This window comes from Endozoicomonas acroporae, assembly GCF_002864045.1.
GTDB classification, from domain to species: Bacteria; Pseudomonadota; Gammaproteobacteria; order Pseudomonadales; family Endozoicomonadaceae; genus Endozoicomonas; species Endozoicomonas acroporae.
This window is the reverse complement of record NZ_PJPV01000061.1, coordinates 17,867-36,177: the sequence shown is the minus strand read 5'-3', so window position 1 is coordinate 36,177 and position 18,311 is coordinate 17,867. Positions and strand designations below refer to the sequence as shown.

Here is an 18,311-nt window from a genome sequence, read left to right as displayed (position 1 = left end):
ATGTTTGTACAGAACGTTTTCGGGAGAGTGCAGTTATGTCCAGCATAAAAGGCCCAGGTGGAAAAAAGACGGGAACAGTCAACAGCTCAAAGGTTCGTGTAGAAAAAAGTGCTGCTGTAGACCGTTCTCCCCGGGTAGCCGAAGACCGTTTAAATGTAAGCGCCTCGGCCCAGCAAATTGATGAACTTTTTCAGCAACTGGCTGACCTGGAAGATGTCAATGCAGCCAGAGTCAAAAGTGTTCGTGAGTCGATTAAAAAGGGCAACTTTCCCATTGATTATCAGCGGCTCGCTGACAAAATTCTGGAACTTTCTGATGAGCTCAACTCAGAGAATGACGACTGATGCAAAAAACGCGGGTGATGCCTCAGCTCGCCAGCCAGCAGGTGTTGATGGTGGATTAGAAGACCTTGGTCAGAAAATGCTGGGTAATATTCAGGATGCCCTGGCGTTATCGAGAAAGCTGGAGCGAGTTCTGGAGTCAGTTCATCAGAAAATGCTGGAACGTAATATTACCGCCCTTGAACACTCTCTGGAAACACAGATTCAACTACTGAATATGCTGCAAATGAACGGGGCTCTTCGGGAGCACTATCTCAAACCTTTGGGACTCAGCCCTGATCAGCAGGGTATGTCACACTTCTTCTCTCTTGTAAATCAGCAACCGGTAAATGCGTCAACGGTTAATCGACAGGCCCTGAATAAATACTGGGTCCAATTAGAGGGAGCTGCGAATCGTTGTCAGCAGATCAACAGCGCTAATGGACGTTTACTGGCCAGGTTGTCAGCAAGTACAAGAAAAATCATTGCGCTAACTTTTTCCGGGCAGACAGCCGCTACTTATGATCAGAATGGCCTGACTGTGAATTCAATGGCTGAATAATGCAGTATATCGTACATGGGATTGTGTTAAGCCTGCTCTTTCAGGCTTTTTTTATTCTCGCTGATGATCTGTACCCTCATGATCTTTCTGATACCCGGTGGCATCATTCCGGTAACCGCTTCTTCTGTTTGCTGAAAAACCAAGTGCCCGGCTTGGGTGATGTCAGTTTGACCGCTGAAGCAGGCGACAGGGAAACGCTTTCTCTGGTTCCTGACCCATTCTCGGATAATGACAGGCAAGTCACTGTTTCACTGGCATCGTCACCCTGGCAGGCGATAACGGATGATCGGGTGGTTGCCCGTACCCGACTTTATGAGGGTGACCCGCTTAGCATTCATCTCAATACATTGGCCCTGATGAAAGCTTTTCAGCAGGGAAAGCAGCTGAAATTGCAGATTACCACAGAGGCCAGCAAAGATGTTGTTATTCAGGTTACTCCGCTGGAGATTCAGCAGGTTGCTGAGCAGTTTTATCGCTGTATGGATGATTTACTTTTGCTCAGCTTTGACCAGGCTGAGCATAATACCTTCTACTACTCCTCGGGGAAGCTGCGCCTGGATTCCGGACAGCGTGAACTGCTCACTCATATTGCCGAATATGTGATGGCCGACCCGTCTGTTCAGCAAATCACCATTGATGCGCATACGGACTCTTATGGTCATGAACTGGCTAACCGGGCGTTGTCTAAAAAAAGAAGCGAGGCTGTTGCCGCAAGCCTGAAGCAGATGGGGATTCCCGGGGATAAGATCTTAATGCGCTTTCATGGCGAACGATATCCTGTGGCAGATAACCGGACAAAAGCCGGTCGTGATAAAAACAGGCGTGTCGAGATTTGGTTAAAGCGATAAATCCTGATTACAACCTTCCTAAACTCTGTCAATACTCCGTCGATATCCTAAATATTCTGGAATCGTAGTTTATATGTGGGCTCTTTCAGCCTGGTTCCAGCTGTGGTTGTAAAAAATGGGCAAGGGAATGCACATGGATATCAAAGGATTACCCTCTGATGTTATCAGCCCTGTGCTGACTGACCGTACACAGTCAGTGCTACCTTCAGGGCATGCCTCTGGCAGTGAACTACCGGATTTCTCCCGGGTATTGACAACGGCCATGGATAAAGTCAATGAACTGCAACAGTCCGCCTCTGTGAAAATGCATGAGGTGGATACCGGTGCGTCTCAGGATCTTCTAGGCACCATGATTTCTACCCAAAAGGCCAGTATCTCTTTCCAGGCACTGTTACAAGTCAGAAACAAGGCAGTAGCAGCCTATGAAGAAATCATGCGTATGCAAATTTAACCCGAAGGCAGGATAAGCCATGGCAGAAACGGTAGCCGATAGTTCTTCGGAGGCCTCTGATCAGGAAGAGCAGGTCAAAGCATCCTGGCAGGTATATCTGGAAAAAGCACGATTATTTATTCAGGATAATCGTGGTTATCAGGCCATCATGATGGTGATGCTGGCGGCCGGTATAGCGTTGCTGGTGGTTTTCTGGCTCTGGTCTCAGTCTGCGGATTACCAGCCTCTGTACGGTAATCAGGAATTATACGATGTTGCCAGTATTGTTGAAGTCCTCGACCGTGAAGGTATGGAATATAAGCTTCACCCGGAGTCTGGTCAGGTATTGGTTGATGCAGGCCGACTCAGTGAAGCCCGAATGAAGCTTTCTGTCGCGGGCATTCAGGCAAGATCCCCTGAAGGCCTTGATTCTCTGAATCAACAGGAACTTGGCACCAGCCAGTTCGTTGAGGGGGTTCGATACCTCAGGGGGCTGGAGGGTGAGCTTGCCCAAACCATTATCAGTCTGAAGCCGGTCAAAAATGCCCGAGTGCATTTGGCCATTCCCAAGCGGAGCAGTTTTATCCGGCGTCAGGAAAAACCATCGGCATCGGTTTTTATCAGCCTGTTGGCGGGCTACCGGCTCAGCCCAGAACAGGTAGAAGGCATTATCAACCTGGTGGCTACCAGTGTTGCCAATATGAATAGAGAGGATGTGTCGGTCATTGACCAGAGTGGCAAGTTGCTCTCCTCCGAGGTGCTGCTCAACAACAGTGCTTTGGGAGAAGTCTCAAGGCAGTTTGATTTCAAACAACAGGTGGAATCCCGTTACCAGGAAAGAATCAGTCATTTGCTGGAACCACTGGTAGGCCCGGGAAATTATCGGGCCCAGGTAACGGCCAGCGTTGACTTTGAAAAAGTGATTCAGACCGTTGAACAGTTTGACCCCGGCACCACCGTGTTGCGCAGTGAACAGGGTAAAGAGCGGGTCAATACCGGTGGCCAGGCAAGAGGTATTCCCGGCACGTTGAGCAATCAGCCACCGGAAGAGGCAGACCCTGAGGGGGATACTGAAACCAGTACCCAGTCTGAGTTTGTGCGCAATTATGAGGTCGACAAGGTGGTACGACAGGTGTCCAATCAGCAGGGTCGGATCGACAAGCTCAGTATCGCGGTGGTTTTTAATGAGCAGCCCGATCAGGCGCTGGGAGCGGTGAGTTGGGATCAGGCCAGACTGGACAGTATCCGTCAGTTGATCATTGATGCTACCGGTTTGGATCAGGCAAGAGGCGATCAGATCAGTATTCACACGGCACCGTTCGTGCCGGTTGCCAGTGTTGCTCCAGAACCGCTTGCCTGGTGGCAGCAACCTCAGGCTTTGTACTACGTCAAATATGGTAGCGGCACGTTACTGGCGGTTATGGTGCTGATGTTTCTTATCCGTCCATTAATGAAGCAGGTGACCGTTAATCTGGAGCCCCCAAAAGAGTCTTTACCGGCACTGGTTGAAGGTGGCGCGCAGGACAGTCAGGAAGGAGAAGAAAATGAACGGCGTGTTCTGTTTGACGAAACGTTCAATTTGCTCCCTCCTGAACTGGCAGACTTTGAAACCCAGATTACTCATATGAGAAAACTGTCGACCAAGCAGCCTGAGCGGGTTGCCCAGGTCATTAAATTATGGATGAGCAGCTATGACTGATGGGACAGCACTGGCTTTACGACAGCCGACGACCAGGGATATTGCTATTTTACTGCTGAGCCTTGGTGAGAAAGGTGCCGCCAAGGTAATGGGGCATCTCAGCCAGAGAGAGGTTCGTCAGATCAGTGCCTCCATGGCCGCCATGGCACCCCTGAAACGTGACCAGGTGCAGGAAGTTCTGGAACTTTTCTTCCACACCTATCGTTATGACAGTGGTTTAACCGGTTCATCCCGGGGGTATCTGGATAAGACGCTGAAGCTGGCCCTGGGAGATAAAGAGGCAAAGGGGGTGATGGACTCCATTTTTGGTGATGAGGATAACTCTCTGGAAACCATGAAGTTGATGGACTCAGCAACCATCACCGAGTTGATTGCAGGTGAACATCCTCAGCTGCAGGCTGTCGTTTTGACCTATCTTGAACCTGAGCAGGCCGCTGAAGTATTGCAGCGATTGCCGGTCGCCTCTCATCAAGACCTCTTATCCAGGGTCGCAAGACTTGAAGAACTCCATCCTTCCATTCTGCAAGAACTGAACCGGATGTTTGATGACAATATTGGCCGACTGGGCACCAGCCATAACACCACGGTCAGTGGTCTTAGGCAGGTTGCCGATATTATGAATCGGATGGGTGAAACCACTGTTAAAAATGTTCTGGGCTTCTTTAAAGAGCAGGATAAGAAGCTGGCGGAAAAAATTGAACAACAGATGTTCGTCTTTGAGCATATTGTCCGTCTGGATGAGGATGTATTGCGCAGAATTATCAGTGAAGTCAGTCAGGATATTCTGGCGTTGGCGCTCAAAGGCGTGGCTCAAGAGGTGATGGATGCCATTCTGGCTACCATGACCAAACGTACGGCAAAGTTTCTTCAGGAAGATATTGAAAACCTCGGTTCTGTCCGTGCCAGCCAGGTGCAGGGTGCGAGAAATGATGTTCTGCGCATTGCCCGGCAGCTGGCGGCCAGTGGAGAGATTGAGCTGAGTTTCAATGATGATGAAGAGATGATCGAGTAATTCCAAGAGGCTACCATGAAAAACAGAAACAGGATCTGGCAGCCTGAGACAGCGGCCTATAAACGGTTTCAGTTTCCCGTGCATGATCGTGAGTCTATTCAGGAGCGCACTGGTGCTGCATCCACTGAAAACGAAGCAGACCTGTTTAAAGAAAAAAGTTACCAGACGCACTCCATCAAGCCAGAGCCCGCTGTCCCGAATTCAAATAACCTGCAGAGCTTTGACGCTGCGGAAAAAGTGCGGGCAGAAAACCATGCTGCACAGATGCAAAAGGTTGAGAAGCAAAGCTATCAACGGGGCTATGAAGAAGGCAGGCGTCTGGGATTTGAGGAAGCCTCCGGTAAAGTAGCCAGTCAGGCGCAGCAGGTTTCTGAACAACATAAAGCCTTTTTTGAGAGCCTTCATAAGGAGCTGGCATCACTACAGACAGAACACCTGAAAAATCGTGAACAACTGTCGATCTGGCTGGGACAGGTTGTGGAAGAAGTATGCCGCCAGGTGGTTCGTACGGAAGTCAGTACACAACAGGGGCAAATTGTCGAGATTATTCGCCAGACTCTGGATCTTATACCGGAAAGTGATGAGTACTCGATTCATGTTTGTGAGCAGGATGCAGAGCTTCTCAGAGAAGTGAAACCGGATTTTGGTATTCCATGGCAACTGTCAGTAAGCCAGGAGTTGACTCCCGGAGACTGTCGTATTGTTGCCAGTGATGGAGAGGCTGATGCCCGTTTGGAGAGCAGGCTGATGCAATGTCTGGATATTATTCGGGAATCCCTGCCGGCAAATCTGGAGGCGGTCACTTCATGACGGGGCCGACGATGGAGGGTGATACCCTGATCAATCGCTTACGTTCTGTCCCCGTGGCCACAGTGACTGGCCGGGTCGCATCGATTAACGGCTTACTGCTTGAGGCGACGGGTATCAAATTGCCAGTTGGCCAGTTGTGTCGCATTCGCTCACGATCGGCTGGGGAGTTCGATGCAGAAGTGGTTGGGTTTAATAAAAAGCAGTCCTTTCTTATGTCACTGTCTACTCATCAGGAGGGCCTGGCTCCGGGCGATCTGATTATTCCGGCAGCGACCAATAAAAGTGTACCGATAGACAGTGGACTTATTGGCCGTGTAATAGACGCTATGGGACAACCATTGGATAACCAGCCACTGGTTGTCAACGAGCGTATACCGGTTTTGCCTCATCCCATAAACCCTATGCACAGAAGAGCAGTTGATACGCCACAGTATGTCGGGATCAGGGCCATTGATGGACTGCTAACCCTGGGGCAGGGGCAGAGAATTGGCCTGTTGGCGGGGAGCGGTGTCGGTAAGAGTACATTACTTGGCATGATGACCAGGAACACTCAGGCGGATGTAACGGTGGTTGGGCTTATTGGTGAGCGTTCCAGGGAAGTGAAAGAGTTTGTTGAGACTACTCTGGGAGCAGAGGGGATGGCCCGAACCATTGTCGTTGCTGCACCGGGTGATGAATCTCCGGTCAGAAGAACTCGTGCAGCCTCCTATTGTCATCGCATTGCAGAGTACTTCAGGGATCAGGGGAAATCAGTCTTACTGCTGATGGACTCATTAACCCGGTATGCCCAGGCGCATCGAGAGGTGGCACTGGCCATGGGAGAAGCACCTGCCTCACGGGGATTTCCTCCTTCAGTATTCAGTAAAATTCCCATTCTGCTGGAGCGTTCCGGAACCGGGACAGGCAATGGTGCTATTACTGCCGTCTATACCGTTCTGGCAGATGGCGATGACCTGATGGATCCTATAGTAGACAGTGCTCGTTCGGTACTGGATGGGCATATTGTCTTGAGTCGGGAGCTTGCCGAGAAAGGGCATTACCCGGCCATTGATCTGGACAAATCGATAAGCCGGGTGATGCCCCAGGTGGTGGATGAACGTCACCGGGAAAATGCCGGTCACTTTCGTCGCTACTATGCCAGGTATAATCAATTTCAGGAGCTTATGGCCATTGGTGGCTATCAGGCGGGTGCTGATCTTGAGCTGGATCGTGCCATTGAGCTGCGGCCGTCCATGGAGCAGTTTCTGCAACAGAGCCGCTTTGAACAGGTGAATCCGGAAGACAGCACCCAGCTGCTTAATCGCATGATGGTAAGACAGGAAGTGTTGACCCATGGCTGATGAGCAGCAGCTTAAGAGCCTCTGCAAAGCGATGGATTGCCAAACCAGGCGGCTGCAACAACAGGTTGCGGTGGCACAATCCGAAGTATTGGCGCTTGATCAGCAGAAACAGTTGATCACTGGCTCTCAAGACAGCAGCGCCCTGAATTTTGGCCATACCGTTAATGCCTTGTCATGCTGGAATCGAAATCAGTTCTCCACTTTAATTAACGACGTTTTATTATTACTGGATCAGAAACTCACCGCTCGGCAGCAGAGCCTTGAGCAGCTGGCAGCCAACCTTGAAGAGCAGAAGAAAAAAACTCACGGCCTGGAGCACCTTTCCCATAAGGCACACACCAGGAACAGAAAACGAGCAGATCAACTGATGAAACGTGAGTTGGAAGAAGTCCTGCAACGATATTGATACCGGTTTTCCCATAATAGACGATTGTGATAGCCTGATTGCTGAATGAGCAAAAGCAGGGATCGCACATGTCATTCAGCAAACCACTTCTGTCCGGTGTTTTCGCCTCACTACTTTTTGCCTCATTGCTGCCTGGCAGCACGCCTCTTTTTGCCGCCCAGCCGTCGATTGAAGAGACCATTAATAATCGGGTTGCCAACTATTTAGATAAGTCTCTTGGCGACTTCCTGCAAGCCTACCCTGATGCCAGCCAATCCATAACGGTAAGACCATTAAAAAAGATCCCCGGACATTGTCAGCAGGCTCTGAGGGTTTCCAGACGGTCTGATCATCGTCCCCCTGTTGGCCAGGTAAGGCTGAACGTTGAGTGCACCGGGCAATGGCGACATTATGTGACTGCCGATGTAGACGTTCAGGTTCCTGCGGTTCATGTTCGCAAGGCGTTATCCCGGGGGGATGTTCTTACTGAGGATGCTTTGCAGTTGATAAGTGTTTCCTGGGACAAATTGCGAGGTGATTTTTTCCAGAAGCCTGAACAGGTCACCGGGCGACAGCTGAGGCGTGCACTTGCAATAGGTAGCCTGGTTGCAGGGAGCGCCCTGGTGCCTGATTATCTGGTTCAGAAAGGACAAGTGGTCACCATACTGGCTGGAGGGGACAATCTGTATGTTGCCATGGCCGGTATTGCGCTGGAAAGCGGCTTAATGTCTGAGACTATCCGGGTTCGCAATCGCTCCTCAGGAAAGGTGGTGGATGCTCAAGTGATTGCAAAAAATAAAGTCCAGACCGGGTTGTAATTTATTTGAAGGCTTTTTCAGTCTGTCACCAGGAAAAATCCACACATGAAATGGTTAATCATCTGCTGATTAGCTTTTTCTGCAGCGAAATATCGAATCAGCAGATGATTAACTATACGCTGCATTGACTACGTTCATCTGCTGTTTATTTTCTTCTAATGACCAGGGATAGATAATGGGAAGAGAGATAGTAAATGCACTGGTACCGGATCAGCTTAGAAAAAACAGCTGGTATCCGGATTACCTTCATCTAATGGGGCAGTTATTAACCTGGTGTTACTTGAGTGAGCATAATCTGCTCAATGAAGAGATACGATTTAACGGGGATATCTACCAGACTGCTGACCACTCATTGATAGCAGAAATATTGTCCGCAGGTCTGTCAGGTATTTCTGCCTTTAGAAGTGATCCCGTCTGGAATTTAGCGTGGTCAAATTACCAGCATTATCTTCAGGCTATTCCTGCGCCAGAGCTTGAACGACTGACGACTTCTCTTGCTACCGCGAGGCGACATGGGCTTATCCGGTATCATGAGCTGCCGGATATGCTTTATGGTAAATATCTACAAGTGCGGCCAGCTCTGCCCTCGGAAGTCAGGGATCTGGTGGTCAACCTGTTACCAAAAGACCTTCAGCATCCTGTTTATCTTTCTGGTGATGGTGCCTTTGGCTTCATGCCTTTACTGACCGGCAAAAATATTCAGCTGTTCTCTGAACACCCTCAGCCTGAGACCATGCACTCTCTTATCGCTTTGCTGAGTAGCCAGGTGGTTCTGCGAGAAGGAGACCCAGTGTTGAATCCGTCGTTTTTCCAACATGGCAGGCTTAGACAGTTTGCTTATGGTGTCGGAGTTTTATTGCGTGATCACAGCTATAAAGTGAATGAAGTCAGGGATCTGTTTGGCCGATTTTCTTCGAGCATACGTCATAAGGAGATATTGTTTGTTACTCATATGCTTCACCAATGCAGTGGTTCAATGGTCCTGGTGATCCCTGGTCGTTTTCTCCTGAAAAATACCGCTGAAAGCCGTCACTTCCGGAAAAAGCTGATTCAGGATGGACGTCTTTCCGGGGTTATCCGGTTACCTGCCGGTTTATTGCCAGGACGAGCACAGCCTCTGTTTGTGCTTATTTTTGCTGGTGATACGTCCAATACCATCCGCTTTGTTAACAGTGATAACGATTATTTTAAGTCAGTCGCCGTGAAAAAGCGTGGGGAAGCAAAGTATCGATTAAATAACCCGGATGTGATTGTCGAAGAAATCCGGGACCCCCGAAATACCAGAGCCAGTTATCAGGTAAATTGCACTGATTTATTGAGCGCTGGCGATACCCATTTCCCATTGGATCCGGGCCATTATTTGGGAGCCAATCGTTCCGTGGTTTTTCGTTCCACCGGAGCGGTTTCAGTATTGGACGATGGGTTTGAGATTATTCGTGCCCAGGCGTTGAGAGGTGCGGAGTATGAGCAGGATATTCGGGTATTTATGGAAGTGACTGTCAATGATATAAACGATGCCGGATTGGTTGAAGCACCCAAGCGTATTGTGCAGATTGGCCCCGACAGGTTGAAGAGAGCCAAAGGACAGACATTACAAGCTGGCGATATATTGCTGGCGATAAAGGGGCAGGCGGGAAAACTGGCACTGGTTCCGGAATTATGTGGCAATAACTGGGTCGCTGGCCAGTCCTTTGTCATCTTACGACAAAAGCCTGGTAATGGGCTCCATAGCCCGGTTGTCCTGTTTCGATTTCTGAAGTCTGAGACGGGTCGGAAACTGATTGATTCCATACGTACAGATAATAATGTGCCATTTATCCACAGTCAGGATTTAAAACAGTTACCGGTACCTTGCTGGTCAGATCTTGAGCAGGAGCAGGCCTGTCAGGCCCACGAGGAAGTGTTAAAACTCTATGCCAGGATGAAATTTTTCCGGGAAAAGGCTGAGCTGATTGAGCGGGCAATACTGAAAGAAGCCTGATTATTCTGGCGTCCGTTTTTTAACGTTTGTTCAAAAAAAGCTGGATGCCATGGTTCCCATAATCATTGCCCAGCCATCCACCAGAACAAACAGCATTAATTTAAATGGCAGAGAGATCATCTGTGGTGACAGCATAATCATGCCCATTGCCATCAAAACACTGGCCACCACAAGGTCAATGACCAGAAAGGGAATATAAATAATAAAACCGATCTGGAAAGCGGTTTTCAGTTCGCTGGTTACAAAAGCAGGTATCGCGATTGATAAGGGCGTATCCGTCACATTTACGGGTATGTCCTGTTTGGCGATACTGAAGAACAGTTCAAGATCCGTTTCCCTGGTCTGTTTCAACATAAAGTCTTTCACTGGCAAGCTGGCCTGTGTCAGTGCTTCCAGTAAAGTCTGGCTATCTTCCAGGTAGGGGACCACTGCCAGGGCATAAATGTCTTCAAATAGTGGCGTCATGATCAGTATGGTCAGCGCCAGCGTAATACCCAGCAACACCTGGTTAGGCGGCGTTTGTTGTAAACCCAGCGCCTGCCTGAGAATGGCCAGAACGATGATGATGCGGGTAAACGACGTCATCATCAATAACGCTGCCGGGATAAAACTGAGTAACGTCATCAGAATCAGGATCTGAAGACTGGCACTGTACTCCGTTGCATCCCCGTTGCTGGTTACCGTGATCAGTGGCAGGCCTGACTCGGCAAAACTGTCAACAGCAAAAAAGCAGAAGAAGGCTGATAATGCGCACATCATCAGCCGGTATTTATTGTTCGGGTTTTTCATTCAGGAAATATGCTTCAGTCTTTCTGATTCACTGACCACATCCAGGAAACGAATGCCGTATTTATCATGAATAACCACGACTTCGGCATAGGCAATGAGTTTGCCATTCACCATCACTTCCAACGGCTCTGATGCCTCTTTTTCCAGTTCAACAATAGAGCCTTTGTTCAGGCGCATTAAATCACCGATATTAATTTTAGTGCTGCCCAGTTCCAGCGAAAGGGTGACGGGAATATCCAGGATCATCCCCAGGTCACTCATGGCCTGGGGGAGATTTGCTGTCTCTTCAACAGGCTGGGTGGATTGTTCAGATTCCAGGCTGTCCTGAAAGCTCATGCTGTCGTTTGGGGTAACGCTGTCGTCTTGTTCATTACTCATGGATTTCCTTCTCCTCGTGCTGGTACACCTCTACTTCTTCGCTATGCAATTTTTTGGTGATCTTGATGGCCAGACTGTTCTGTACCGTGCATACCGAGGCTTTAAAGCAGGGTACGCCTGCAACTTTGACGGTAACATTGGGGGGGACATCGGCCTGGATGATCTGACCGGGCTTCAGTCTCATCACATCTCTGAGGCTGATATCAACTTCACAGAGCCGTGAGGATACTTCCAGCGGGGCCTGCATCAATCCCAACAGCATATTGCGTTGCCATTGAGGGTCCTGCTCAGCAAATTTAAAGGCCTGGAGCTTTTCTCTCACGGGTTCCAGTGCCTGATAGGGCATGACGATATGGAATGCGCAGGATTGACTGCCCAGCTGTAGCGTAAATTGGCTAAGCAGAATGATTTCGGTGTCCGATCGAAACAGTGTTGAAACCGGACTGTTGTAATTATCCGCCAGTTTGATTTTAAACGAGAGTATACTTCCCCAGGCTTCTGTCTGTTTATCTGCAGCAGCTTTGAGAACTCTCAGCAATATTCTGATTTCAGCGGTTGTCAGTTCGTTGCGTTTTGGATTTACACTATCTCCGGATCCACTAAAAAAAATATCCACCAGAGTAAAAAGCATCGGAGATTCAATCGCCATAAATCCAGAACACTTTAGCGTGGTTGATTTATAGATATGTTTGATATCGGGGGTTGTGTCATTGGCAAGGTAATCGCCCACTTGTAATGAATCAACACTGTCAAACTGCACATCAATGTTATGCCTGAACAGACTGCTGATGGCATGTCTGAACAGTTGTGAGAAACGCTGGTTGATCAGCTCCAGCGTAGGTAGCAGGTCATGAATCTTATAATCCGGGTTGGTCAGATCATAAGTTTCAAGATCTTTAAATTCAGAAGAAGAGTGTACCTTCTGTACTTTTTCAGAACCTGACAGCTCCCGGCTGTTCAGTGATGATTTTGATTTCCTGTCCATGGAAATACCTGCCCGAAGGGAACACGAAGCGAAATTTGCCAGCTTTCTTTATGAAGTTGAAATAGCTATTTTCACGATACCGTCATCAAGCCTTAAAAACAAACAACTTTTCTTTTATGGGGTTTACCCGACTTTGCCTACGACAATGACTTCTTTATTTTCAGGTATTTCATTAAACGACAGTACGTGCATGCCATCAGTGCACAGTCTTGCATAGCGGGCCATAGCCGGGCGAATGGTATCGTTGACCAGCATGATTGGCGGCTTTCCTTCAGCGATCAATTTATCAGCAACAACGGGTAACTGCTGCTGAAGCTGTTCAGCAATACCCGGCTCCAGTGGCAGGGAGTCTGGTGAGAAATGACTGTTTTTTACCGCCTGTTGAAAGCTCTTCATGATGACCTGTTCCAGCTCTGGGCTCATGGTAACCGCAGGCAGTGTCTGCTGATGACCGATCAGGTTCTGCACAATGGCCCGGCGCAGGGCGACCCGGACTTCGGCAGTGAGCTGCCAGGTTTCCTTGTTATTTTCCGAGGACTCCAACAGCGTAGAGCCAATGGTACGAATATCACTGACCGGGACATCTTCCACCAATAACTCCCGGAGGACTTTTGAAAAAATGCTGATGGAAATTTTTTTCGGAATTAACTCATCGGCCAGTTTCGGGGAGTAATGGCGCAGCTTATCCACCAGTTGTTCGACTTCATCGTGACCAAGCAGTTCACTGGCATGTTCATCAATGATTTTATTCAAGTGCGTTGCCATGACACTGGCGGGATCAACGACGGTATACCCCAGTCCTGATGCATGATCTCTGTCGGATGGTTCAATCCACAGTGCATCCAGCTGGTAAGCAGGATCTTTGGTTGGGGTACCATTAAGCTCCCCAAATACCTCACCAGGGTTGATGGCTAATAACTTTCCCGGGTCAACCTGCCCTTCAGCGACGGTGACTCCCTTTAATTCGATGGTATAGCTATCAGGTTTCAGGCTTAAATTGTCTTTGATATGCACACTGGGAACCAGAAAGCCCAGCTGGCGGGACTGGCTTTTGCGGATTCCCTTGATCTGGGTTAACAATTGCCCACCCTGTTTTTCGTCAGCCAGGGTAATCAGCCGGAAGCCCAGTTCCATTTTCAAGGTATCTACCGGCGGAATATCCCCCCATGACCAGGAAGTCTCCGGTGAGCTTTGATCCTGCTGCTCCCTGGTATCGTCCTGTTCAGCAGGTGTTGAGTTTTTATTGAGCCACCAGAATACCAGTAAGACCAATGCACCCAGGCCAACAAAAGGAATAAATGGCATGCCGGGAACCAGCCCCATAACGATCAGGATAACACCGGTCAGCATCATGGCTTTGGGGGATGACAGCATCTGCTCCGATACCTGGTCCCCCATATCGGCGGATTCTGAAACCCGGGTGACCATCATGGCGGCAGCGGTTGACAGTAACAGTGACGGGATCTGGGCTACCAGGCCATCACCAATGGTCAGTAGTGAATAGACAGTAAAGGCCTCACCGGCACTTAGCCCATGGCCAAGCGTACCGATCAGCATACCGCCAATAATATTGATGGCCAGAATCAGCAGGCCTGCCACCGCATCGCCACGGACAAATTTACTGGCACCGTCCATGGAACCGTAGAAATCTGCCTCCCGTCGTACACTCTCCCGTCGGTCATGGGCTTTTTGCTGGTCAATGATGCCGGCATTCAAATCAGCATCAATGGCCATCTGCTTGCCCGGAAGCGCATCCAGAGTGAAACGGGCGGTGACTTCTGATATTCGGCCAGCCCCTTTGGTGACCACGACAAAGTTGATAATGACCAGAATGGCAAAGACCACCAGGCCGACCACATAGTTGTTGCCAATAACCACTTCACCAAAGGATTGAATCACTTTACCGGCAGCATCCGGGCCGGTATGACCGTTGAGCAAAACGACACGGGTTGAGGCAACATTCAGTGCCAGACGAAGCAGAGTAGAGACCAGCAGAATGGTTGGGAAAACGGCAAAATCCAGCGGTTTTAGTGTGTACACACTCACCAGTAAAACCAGCAGGGAGAGGGCTATGTTAAAGGTGAAAAAGGCATCCAGCATAAAAGGTGGCATGGGCAGTGTGACCATGCCGAGGGTCATCAGTACGATTAATGGAATACCAATACGCAGTCCATTGGTTTTGCCCGATAATTCTCCCAGCAGACGTTGAGCTTCCCTGATCATTGTCTGGTCCTTGTGATAAAGCCTGGTTATCCCTGCTTATCCCACTTTTCCTGAAAAGCCCGGGGAACCTCCGGTTCCGGCATTTCTGGTCTTGCGGGCATTCTTCCAGCCTGATAGTCATTCAGGTGCTTGATGTAAGCCAATATCTGGGCAACAGCTATGTACAGCTCGTCGGCTATTTCCTGGTTGAGTGCTGTCGTATGATAAACCACCCGGGCCAGCACCGGTGATTGAATCACCGGGCGGTTATATTCCCTGGCCACTGCGCACATTCTCAGGGCAACCTGATCAACGCCTTTGGCCACCAGATAGGGCGCTTTGGCCCGGTTCTGGTCGTAGCGAATGGCCACGGCAAAGTGTGTCGGGTTGGTGATGATCACATCGGCTCCCGGCACCGCCTGCATCATACGTCGACCGGCAATTTCCTGCTGCTTCTCTTTTAACCGGGAACGAACTTCAGGCTGCCCCTCCAGCTCTTTCATTTCATCACGCATTTCCTTATGTGTCATGCGTAACTTGCGTAAATGGCTCCATTGCTGAAATGGAATATCGATGATGCAGATAATCACCAGCGCCAGGGTCATAATCGCGACCGCCTTAACTAGGTAACCTGCTCCCAGGTAAAGGGCACTGGTAATAGATAACTGGTTAATGGTCATTAACTCGGCAAAAAACCACTGGGCAGTGAGCCAGAGACAAAAGCCAAGCAGAAGCAGTTTGGCAATGGATTTGACCACTTCCATCAGTGAGCGGGCCGAAAACATCCGTTGCAGCCCTTTCAGAGGACTGATGCGTTCACCTTTAAACTGCAGCAGTTTATTGCTGAACAGCCAGCCACCCAGTGCCAGGGAAGCGCCAACGGTGGCCAGGGTGGTCAGCAGGAAAAACGGCATCAGCCCTGAGAACCCTTCGGTAAGGCTGTTAATCAGATGGCTTTTCAGCCAGTTTTCCTGACGAAGCACGGCTTTATCAAAGGTGAAACTGGTGCGCATAACGCTCTGCAACTGCTGGCTGATCAGGTTGCCGCTAAACCACATGGCCAGCAAGGTACCGCCAATCAGTGCGGTAGTCACCAGCTCCCGGGAGCGGGGAACCTGACCTTCTTCACGGCTTTTCTGGATTTTTCGTTCGGAAGGCTCTTCGGTGCGTTCTTCCTGTTGGGGTTCATCGGCCATTCTTGAGAACCCTCATCTATAACAGCAGGCTGGAGAGTGCTTCCAGCCCCGCTTCAGTGAATCGAACGAATATGCCGGAGAACTGACTGCTGACCAGCATTAATATAATCAGACCGCCCAGCATGGTCAGCGGGAAGCCAAGGCTGAAAATATTGAACTGAGGTGCTGAGCGGTTCATCACGCCAAAGGTAAAGGAGACAATCAGCAGGGAGATAATAGCGGGCACCACCATCAACAGGGCGCTGGCAAACATCCATGACACCAGCCCCGGCAATTGCTCCAAAACAATTCGGGAGAGATCAAGCGGTGCCACTGGCAGGATGGTGAAGCTTTCAATGATGATGGTAATGGCCACAAGATGCCCGTCCAAGGCCAGAAACATCAGGAAACTCAGCAGTTGAAACAGCTGACTGATAATAGGAATCTGAACACCGTTGATCGGATCAATCATCACCGACATGCCCAGCCCCATCTGCATGGAAACCAGCTCACCCGCTGAGGTAAAGATGGCAAAATAAATTTGCAGGATTAATCCCATGGCAAAGCCGATGGCCAATTGTTGCAGGGTAATCAGCAGAGCTGCTCCTGATATAGGCTCCACGGCAGGAACAGCGGGTAGTAATGGGGCTATCAGAAAGGAAATGGCCAATGCCATCAGCAGGCGTATTCTGGGGGCAACCACCTGACTGCTGACCATGGGCATGGTCATCAACAGCGCGGCAACCCGAAACAGGGGCCAGAGGTACTGACCAAGCCAGCCGGTCAGCTCGCTGAAGGTAAACCCGATCATCAGGCCAGCAGCTCCGGGATCAGCTCATAGAGTCGGATAAACAGATCCATAAACTCCTGAATCAGCCAGTTGCCTGCCAGGCCAATGGTAATCAGGGTGGCCAGCAGTCGTGGCAGAAAGCTCAGTGTCTGTTCATTGATCTGGGTGGCGGCCTGAATGGTGCTGATCACCAGACCCACCAGCATGCCGGGGAGAATGATAACTGACACCATGATAACGATCAGGGTCAGTGCGTCTTTGAAAAGGTCCGCCACAACTTCCGGTGTCATGGGCTCTCCTTATTCGGTTCCGGGTTGTTGGCCCATTTATTTATATGAAGATATATAAAATCATTTTTTTAATCTAAAAACGACTGAAAAAAATCATTAATTTGTTTAAGTGGATTCAGGTGGTCACCGAATAGGGGGGTTCAGCGTTTCTTAAAACTATAAAGAACAGAAATATCGCTGAAGTTTCATAGCGAATATCCATGGATGGAGAAATAAACAATGGCAATGACCGTTAATACTAATTCCTTTTCATTGAATGCCCAGCGTCAGCTGATGAAGTCTGAAAGTGGCTTGCAAACCACCATGCAAAGACTTTCTTCCGGTGTGCGTATTAATAGTGCGAAAGACGATGCTGCAGGTCTGCAGATTTCTAACCGTCTGGAGGTTCAATCCCGTGGTCTTGCTGTGGCGATCAGAAATGCTAACGATGGTATCTCTCTGGCGCAGACTGCAGAAGGTGCGTTGAATGAGTCTACTGCGATTTTGCAGAGAATGAGGGATTTGGCTCTGCAGGCTTCTAACGGTTCAAATGAGGGTGATGAGCGGGCGGCATTGAATCAGGAAGTGACTGCTCTTAAGGCTGAGCTGGATAGAATCTCCAATACCACCTCATTCGGTGGCGTAAATCTGCTGGACGGCAGCTTTCAGAACAGAAGTTTCCAGCTGGGTTCTACCGCTTCAGCTAACGATAAAATCAGCTTCAGTATTGCTTCTGCAGCATCTGCTGATTTGGGAAGTGGTAGTGGGGTTACTGCTGGGACTAAAATCGCGAGTCTTGATGCAGGTGATATAACGCATGGAAGTAGAGCAGCGGAAAATTTGACTGTTTCTGTTAATGGTAACAATCAGGTCATCAATATAGCTACTACTGATACTTCAAGTGAAATTGCATCAAAGTTGAATGCTGTCTTTGAATCTGAAGTTGCTCAAGGAAGTATTAATGAGGGAGATTTAGCCGCCATCGTTGATTCCAAAGGTGGTGTTACTGTTGTTAGAGGTGCTGGCTTTACTCCTGCTAATTTTACCTTGGCAACCAGTTTAACAACAGCTGGTGATCTTGGAGTAATGGGTGAAGCAACTACTTCTGCAAACTTAGCAGGTGCTGACAATGGTTCAGCTGATAATGTTAATGGCATTGACCTGACTACTGCTAATGGAGCTGATAACGCTGTCAGCATCATCGATCAGGCTCTGAAAGAGATTGATTCTGAGCGCGCCAACCTCGGTGCCATCCAGAACCGTCTTACTTCCACCATCAACAACCTGGCCAATATCAAAGAAAACGTAACGGCCTCCAAGAGTCGTATTCTGGATACTGACTTTGCTGCTGAAACGGCCAATCTGAGTAAATACCAGGTTATGCAGCAAGCCGGTACTGCAGTTCTGGCTCAGGCCAATGCCATTCCGCAGAACGTGCTGTCACTGCTGCGTTAAGGCCAAACCAACAGAGTCGGTTAAACATCAACGGGAGCTTCGGCTCTCGTTTTTTGCTGTTTA

Annotated in this window: 19 protein-coding genes; 12 read left to right on the top strand and 7 right to left on the bottom strand. The window is 49.3% G+C overall.

Annotated features, from left to right (window positions below; translation table 11 throughout):
* Positions 1 to 35: 35 nt before the first annotated feature.
* The 11 genes from flgM (at position 36) to CX664_RS11090 (ending at position 10,205) form a co-directional block, all read left to right on the top strand.
* Positions 36 to 344, top strand: coding sequence for a flagellar biosynthesis anti-sigma factor FlgM (gene flgM / locus CX664_RS11140; protein WP_145999946.1), 309 nt, complete (start codon positions 36 to 38; stop codon positions 342 to 344).
* Positions 316 to 882, top strand: a complete 567-nt coding sequence (locus tag CX664_RS11135) for a flagellar protein FlgN (protein ID WP_180966458.1) — start codon at positions 316 to 318, stop codon at positions 880 to 882. The genes flgM and CX664_RS11135 overlap by 29 nt, the downstream gene beginning before the upstream one ends.
* Complete coding sequence (locus CX664_RS11130) at positions 882 to 1,730, top strand: MotY family protein (RefSeq protein WP_101746802.1); 849 nt, start codon at positions 882 to 884, stop codon at positions 1,728 to 1,730. The genes CX664_RS11135 and CX664_RS11130 overlap by 1 nt, the downstream gene beginning before the upstream one ends.
* A 133-nt stretch (positions 1,731 to 1,863) precedes the next feature.
* The gene (gene fliE, locus CX664_RS11125; RefSeq protein WP_101746801.1) at positions 1,864 to 2,181 is read left to right on the top strand and encodes a flagellar hook-basal body complex protein FliE; all 318 of its coding nucleotides are present in this window, start codon (positions 1,864 to 1,866) and stop codon (positions 2,179 to 2,181) included.
* Positions 2,182 to 2,200: 19 nt separating this feature from the next.
* Positions 2,201 to 3,859, top strand: coding sequence for a flagellar basal-body MS-ring/collar protein FliF (fliF, locus tag CX664_RS11120; RefSeq protein ID WP_101746800.1), 1,659 nt, complete (start codon positions 2,201 to 2,203; stop codon positions 3,857 to 3,859).
* A complete protein-coding gene (gene fliG, locus CX664_RS11115; RefSeq protein WP_101746799.1) occupies positions 3,852 to 4,871 on the top strand; it encodes a flagellar motor switch protein FliG in 1,020 nt (339 codons plus the stop codon). Before fliF ends, fliG begins: the two co-directional genes overlap by 8 nt.
* Before the next feature lie 15 nt (positions 4,872 to 4,886).
* Positions 4,887 to 5,681, top strand: a complete 795-nt coding sequence (locus CX664_RS11110; RefSeq protein WP_101746798.1) for a FliH/SctL family protein — start codon at positions 4,887 to 4,889, stop codon at positions 5,679 to 5,681.
* Positions 5,678 to 7,021: a FliI/YscN family ATPase gene (locus tag CX664_RS11105; protein ID WP_101746797.1), complete on the top strand. Its 1,344-nt coding sequence runs from the start codon at positions 5,678 to 5,680 to the stop codon at positions 7,019 to 7,021. Before CX664_RS11110 ends, CX664_RS11105 begins: the two co-directional genes overlap by 4 nt.
* Positions 7,014 to 7,427 carry a hypothetical protein gene (locus CX664_RS11100; RefSeq protein ID WP_101746796.1) on the top strand — a complete coding sequence of 138 codons (414 nt, stop codon included), beginning with the start codon at positions 7,014 to 7,016 and terminating at the stop codon, positions 7,425 to 7,427. The genes CX664_RS11105 and CX664_RS11100 overlap by 8 nt, the downstream gene beginning before the upstream one ends.
* 68 nt (positions 7,428 to 7,495) lie before the next feature.
* Complete coding sequence (gene flgA / locus CX664_RS11095; protein ID WP_101746795.1) at positions 7,496 to 8,224, top strand: flagellar basal body P-ring formation chaperone FlgA; 729 nt, start codon at positions 7,496 to 7,498, stop codon at positions 8,222 to 8,224.
* Positions 8,225 to 8,399: 175 nt separating this feature from the next.
* Positions 8,400 to 10,205, top strand: coding sequence for an N-6 DNA methylase (locus tag CX664_RS11090; protein WP_101746794.1), 1,806 nt, complete (start codon positions 8,400 to 8,402; stop codon positions 10,203 to 10,205).
* A 30-nt stretch (positions 10,206 to 10,235) separates the two neighbouring features.
* On the opposite strand, the gene fliP is transcribed toward CX664_RS11090, so the two are convergent.
* From fliP to CX664_RS11055, 7 genes are all read right to left on the bottom strand, one after another.
* Positions 10,236 to 10,994 carry a flagellar type III secretion system pore protein FliP gene (fliP, locus tag CX664_RS11085; RefSeq protein WP_206679359.1) on the bottom strand — a complete coding sequence of 253 codons (759 nt, stop codon included), beginning with the start codon at positions 10,992 to 10,994 and terminating at the stop codon, positions 10,236 to 10,238.
* Complete coding sequence (fliN, locus tag CX664_RS11080) at positions 10,995 to 11,372, bottom strand: flagellar motor switch protein FliN (protein WP_101746793.1); 378 nt, start codon at positions 11,370 to 11,372, stop codon at positions 10,995 to 10,997.
* The gene (locus CX664_RS11075; protein ID WP_101746792.1) at positions 11,365 to 12,357 is read right to left on the bottom strand and encodes a flagellar motor switch protein FliM; all 993 of its coding nucleotides are present in this window, start codon (positions 12,355 to 12,357) and stop codon (positions 11,365 to 11,367) included. Before CX664_RS11075 ends, fliN begins: the two co-directional genes overlap by 8 nt.
* A 123-nt stretch (positions 12,358 to 12,480) precedes the next feature.
* Positions 12,481 to 14,580 (bottom strand): flagellar biosynthesis protein FlhA, encoded by a 2,100-nt coding sequence (flhA, locus tag CX664_RS11070; RefSeq protein WP_101746791.1) that lies wholly within the window; start codon positions 14,578 to 14,580, stop codon positions 12,481 to 12,483.
* Positions 14,581 to 14,606: 26 nt separating this feature from the next.
* The gene (gene flhB / locus CX664_RS11065; protein ID WP_101746790.1) at positions 14,607 to 15,755 is read right to left on the bottom strand and encodes a flagellar biosynthesis protein FlhB; all 1,149 of its coding nucleotides are present in this window, start codon (positions 15,753 to 15,755) and stop codon (positions 14,607 to 14,609) included.
* A gap of 16 nt (positions 15,756 to 15,771) precedes the next feature.
* Complete coding sequence (gene fliR, locus CX664_RS11060) at positions 15,772 to 16,545, bottom strand: flagellar biosynthetic protein FliR (RefSeq protein WP_101746789.1); 774 nt, start codon at positions 16,543 to 16,545, stop codon at positions 15,772 to 15,774.
* Positions 16,545 to 16,814: a flagellar biosynthetic protein FliQ gene (locus CX664_RS11055; protein WP_101746788.1), complete on the bottom strand. Its 270-nt coding sequence runs from the start codon at positions 16,812 to 16,814 to the stop codon at positions 16,545 to 16,547. The genes fliR and CX664_RS11055 overlap by 1 nt, the downstream gene beginning before the upstream one ends.
* 219 nt (positions 16,815 to 17,033) lie before the next feature.
* Here CX664_RS11055 and CX664_RS27770 point away from each other — a divergent pair, with 219 nt between their 5' ends.
* A complete protein-coding gene (locus CX664_RS27770; RefSeq protein ID WP_101746787.1) occupies positions 17,034 to 18,248 on the top strand; it encodes a flagellin in 1,215 nt (404 codons plus the stop codon).
* Positions 18,249 to 18,311 lie beyond the last annotated feature (63 nt).

Excerpts from the sequence above, each read along its gene's own strand:
- flgM (WP_145999946.1), top strand. The coding sequence starts at position 36 with ATGTCCAGCATAAAAGGCCCAGGTGGAAAAAAGACGGGAACAGTCAAC.
- CX664_RS11135 (WP_180966458.1), top strand. The coding sequence starts at position 316 with ATGAGCTCAACTCAGAGAATGACGACTGATGCAAAAAACGCGGGTGAT.
- CX664_RS11130 (WP_101746802.1), top strand. The coding sequence starts at position 882 with ATGCAGTATATCGTACATGGGATTGTGTTAAGCCTGCTCTTTCAGGCT.
- fliE (WP_101746801.1), top strand. The coding sequence starts at position 1,864 with ATGGATATCAAAGGATTACCCTCTGATGTTATCAGCCCTGTGCTGACT.
- fliF (WP_101746800.1), top strand. The coding sequence starts at position 2,201 with ATGGCAGAAACGGTAGCCGATAGTTCTTCGGAGGCCTCTGATCAGGAA.
- fliG (WP_101746799.1), top strand. The coding sequence starts at position 3,852 with ATGACTGATGGGACAGCACTGGCTTTACGACAGCCGACGACCAGGGAT.
- CX664_RS11110 (WP_101746798.1), top strand. The coding sequence starts at position 4,887 with ATGAAAAACAGAAACAGGATCTGGCAGCCTGAGACAGCGGCCTATAAA.
- CX664_RS11105 (WP_101746797.1), top strand. The coding sequence starts at position 5,678 with ATGACGGGGCCGACGATGGAGGGTGATACCCTGATCAATCGCTTACGT.
- CX664_RS11100 (WP_101746796.1), top strand. The coding sequence starts at position 7,014 with ATGGCTGATGAGCAGCAGCTTAAGAGCCTCTGCAAAGCGATGGATTGC.
- flgA (WP_101746795.1), top strand. The coding sequence starts at position 7,496 with ATGTCATTCAGCAAACCACTTCTGTCCGGTGTTTTCGCCTCACTACTT.
- CX664_RS11090 (WP_101746794.1), top strand. The coding sequence starts at position 8,400 with ATGGGAAGAGAGATAGTAAATGCACTGGTACCGGATCAGCTTAGAAAA.
- fliP (WP_206679359.1), bottom strand. The coding sequence starts at position 10,994 with ATGAAAAACCCGAACAATAAATACCGGCTGATGATGTGCGCATTATCA.
- fliN (WP_101746793.1), bottom strand. The coding sequence starts at position 11,372 with ATGAGTAATGAACAAGACGACAGCGTTACCCCAAACGACAGCATGAGC.
- CX664_RS11075 (WP_101746792.1), bottom strand. The coding sequence starts at position 12,357 with ATGGACAGGAAATCAAAATCATCACTGAACAGCCGGGAGCTGTCAGGT.
- flhA (WP_101746791.1), bottom strand. The coding sequence starts at position 14,580 with ATGATCAGGGAAGCTCAACGTCTGCTGGGAGAATTATCGGGCAAAACC.
- flhB (WP_101746790.1), bottom strand. The coding sequence starts at position 15,755 with ATGGCCGATGAACCCCAACAGGAAGAACGCACCGAAGAGCCTTCCGAA.
- fliR (WP_101746789.1), bottom strand. The coding sequence starts at position 16,545 with ATGATCGGGTTTACCTTCAGCGAGCTGACCGGCTGGCTTGGTCAGTAC.
- CX664_RS11055 (WP_101746788.1), bottom strand. The coding sequence starts at position 16,814 with ATGACACCGGAAGTTGTGGCGGACCTTTTCAAAGACGCACTGACCCTG.
- CX664_RS27770 (WP_101746787.1), top strand. The coding sequence starts at position 17,034 with ATGGCAATGACCGTTAATACTAATTCCTTTTCATTGAATGCCCAGCGT.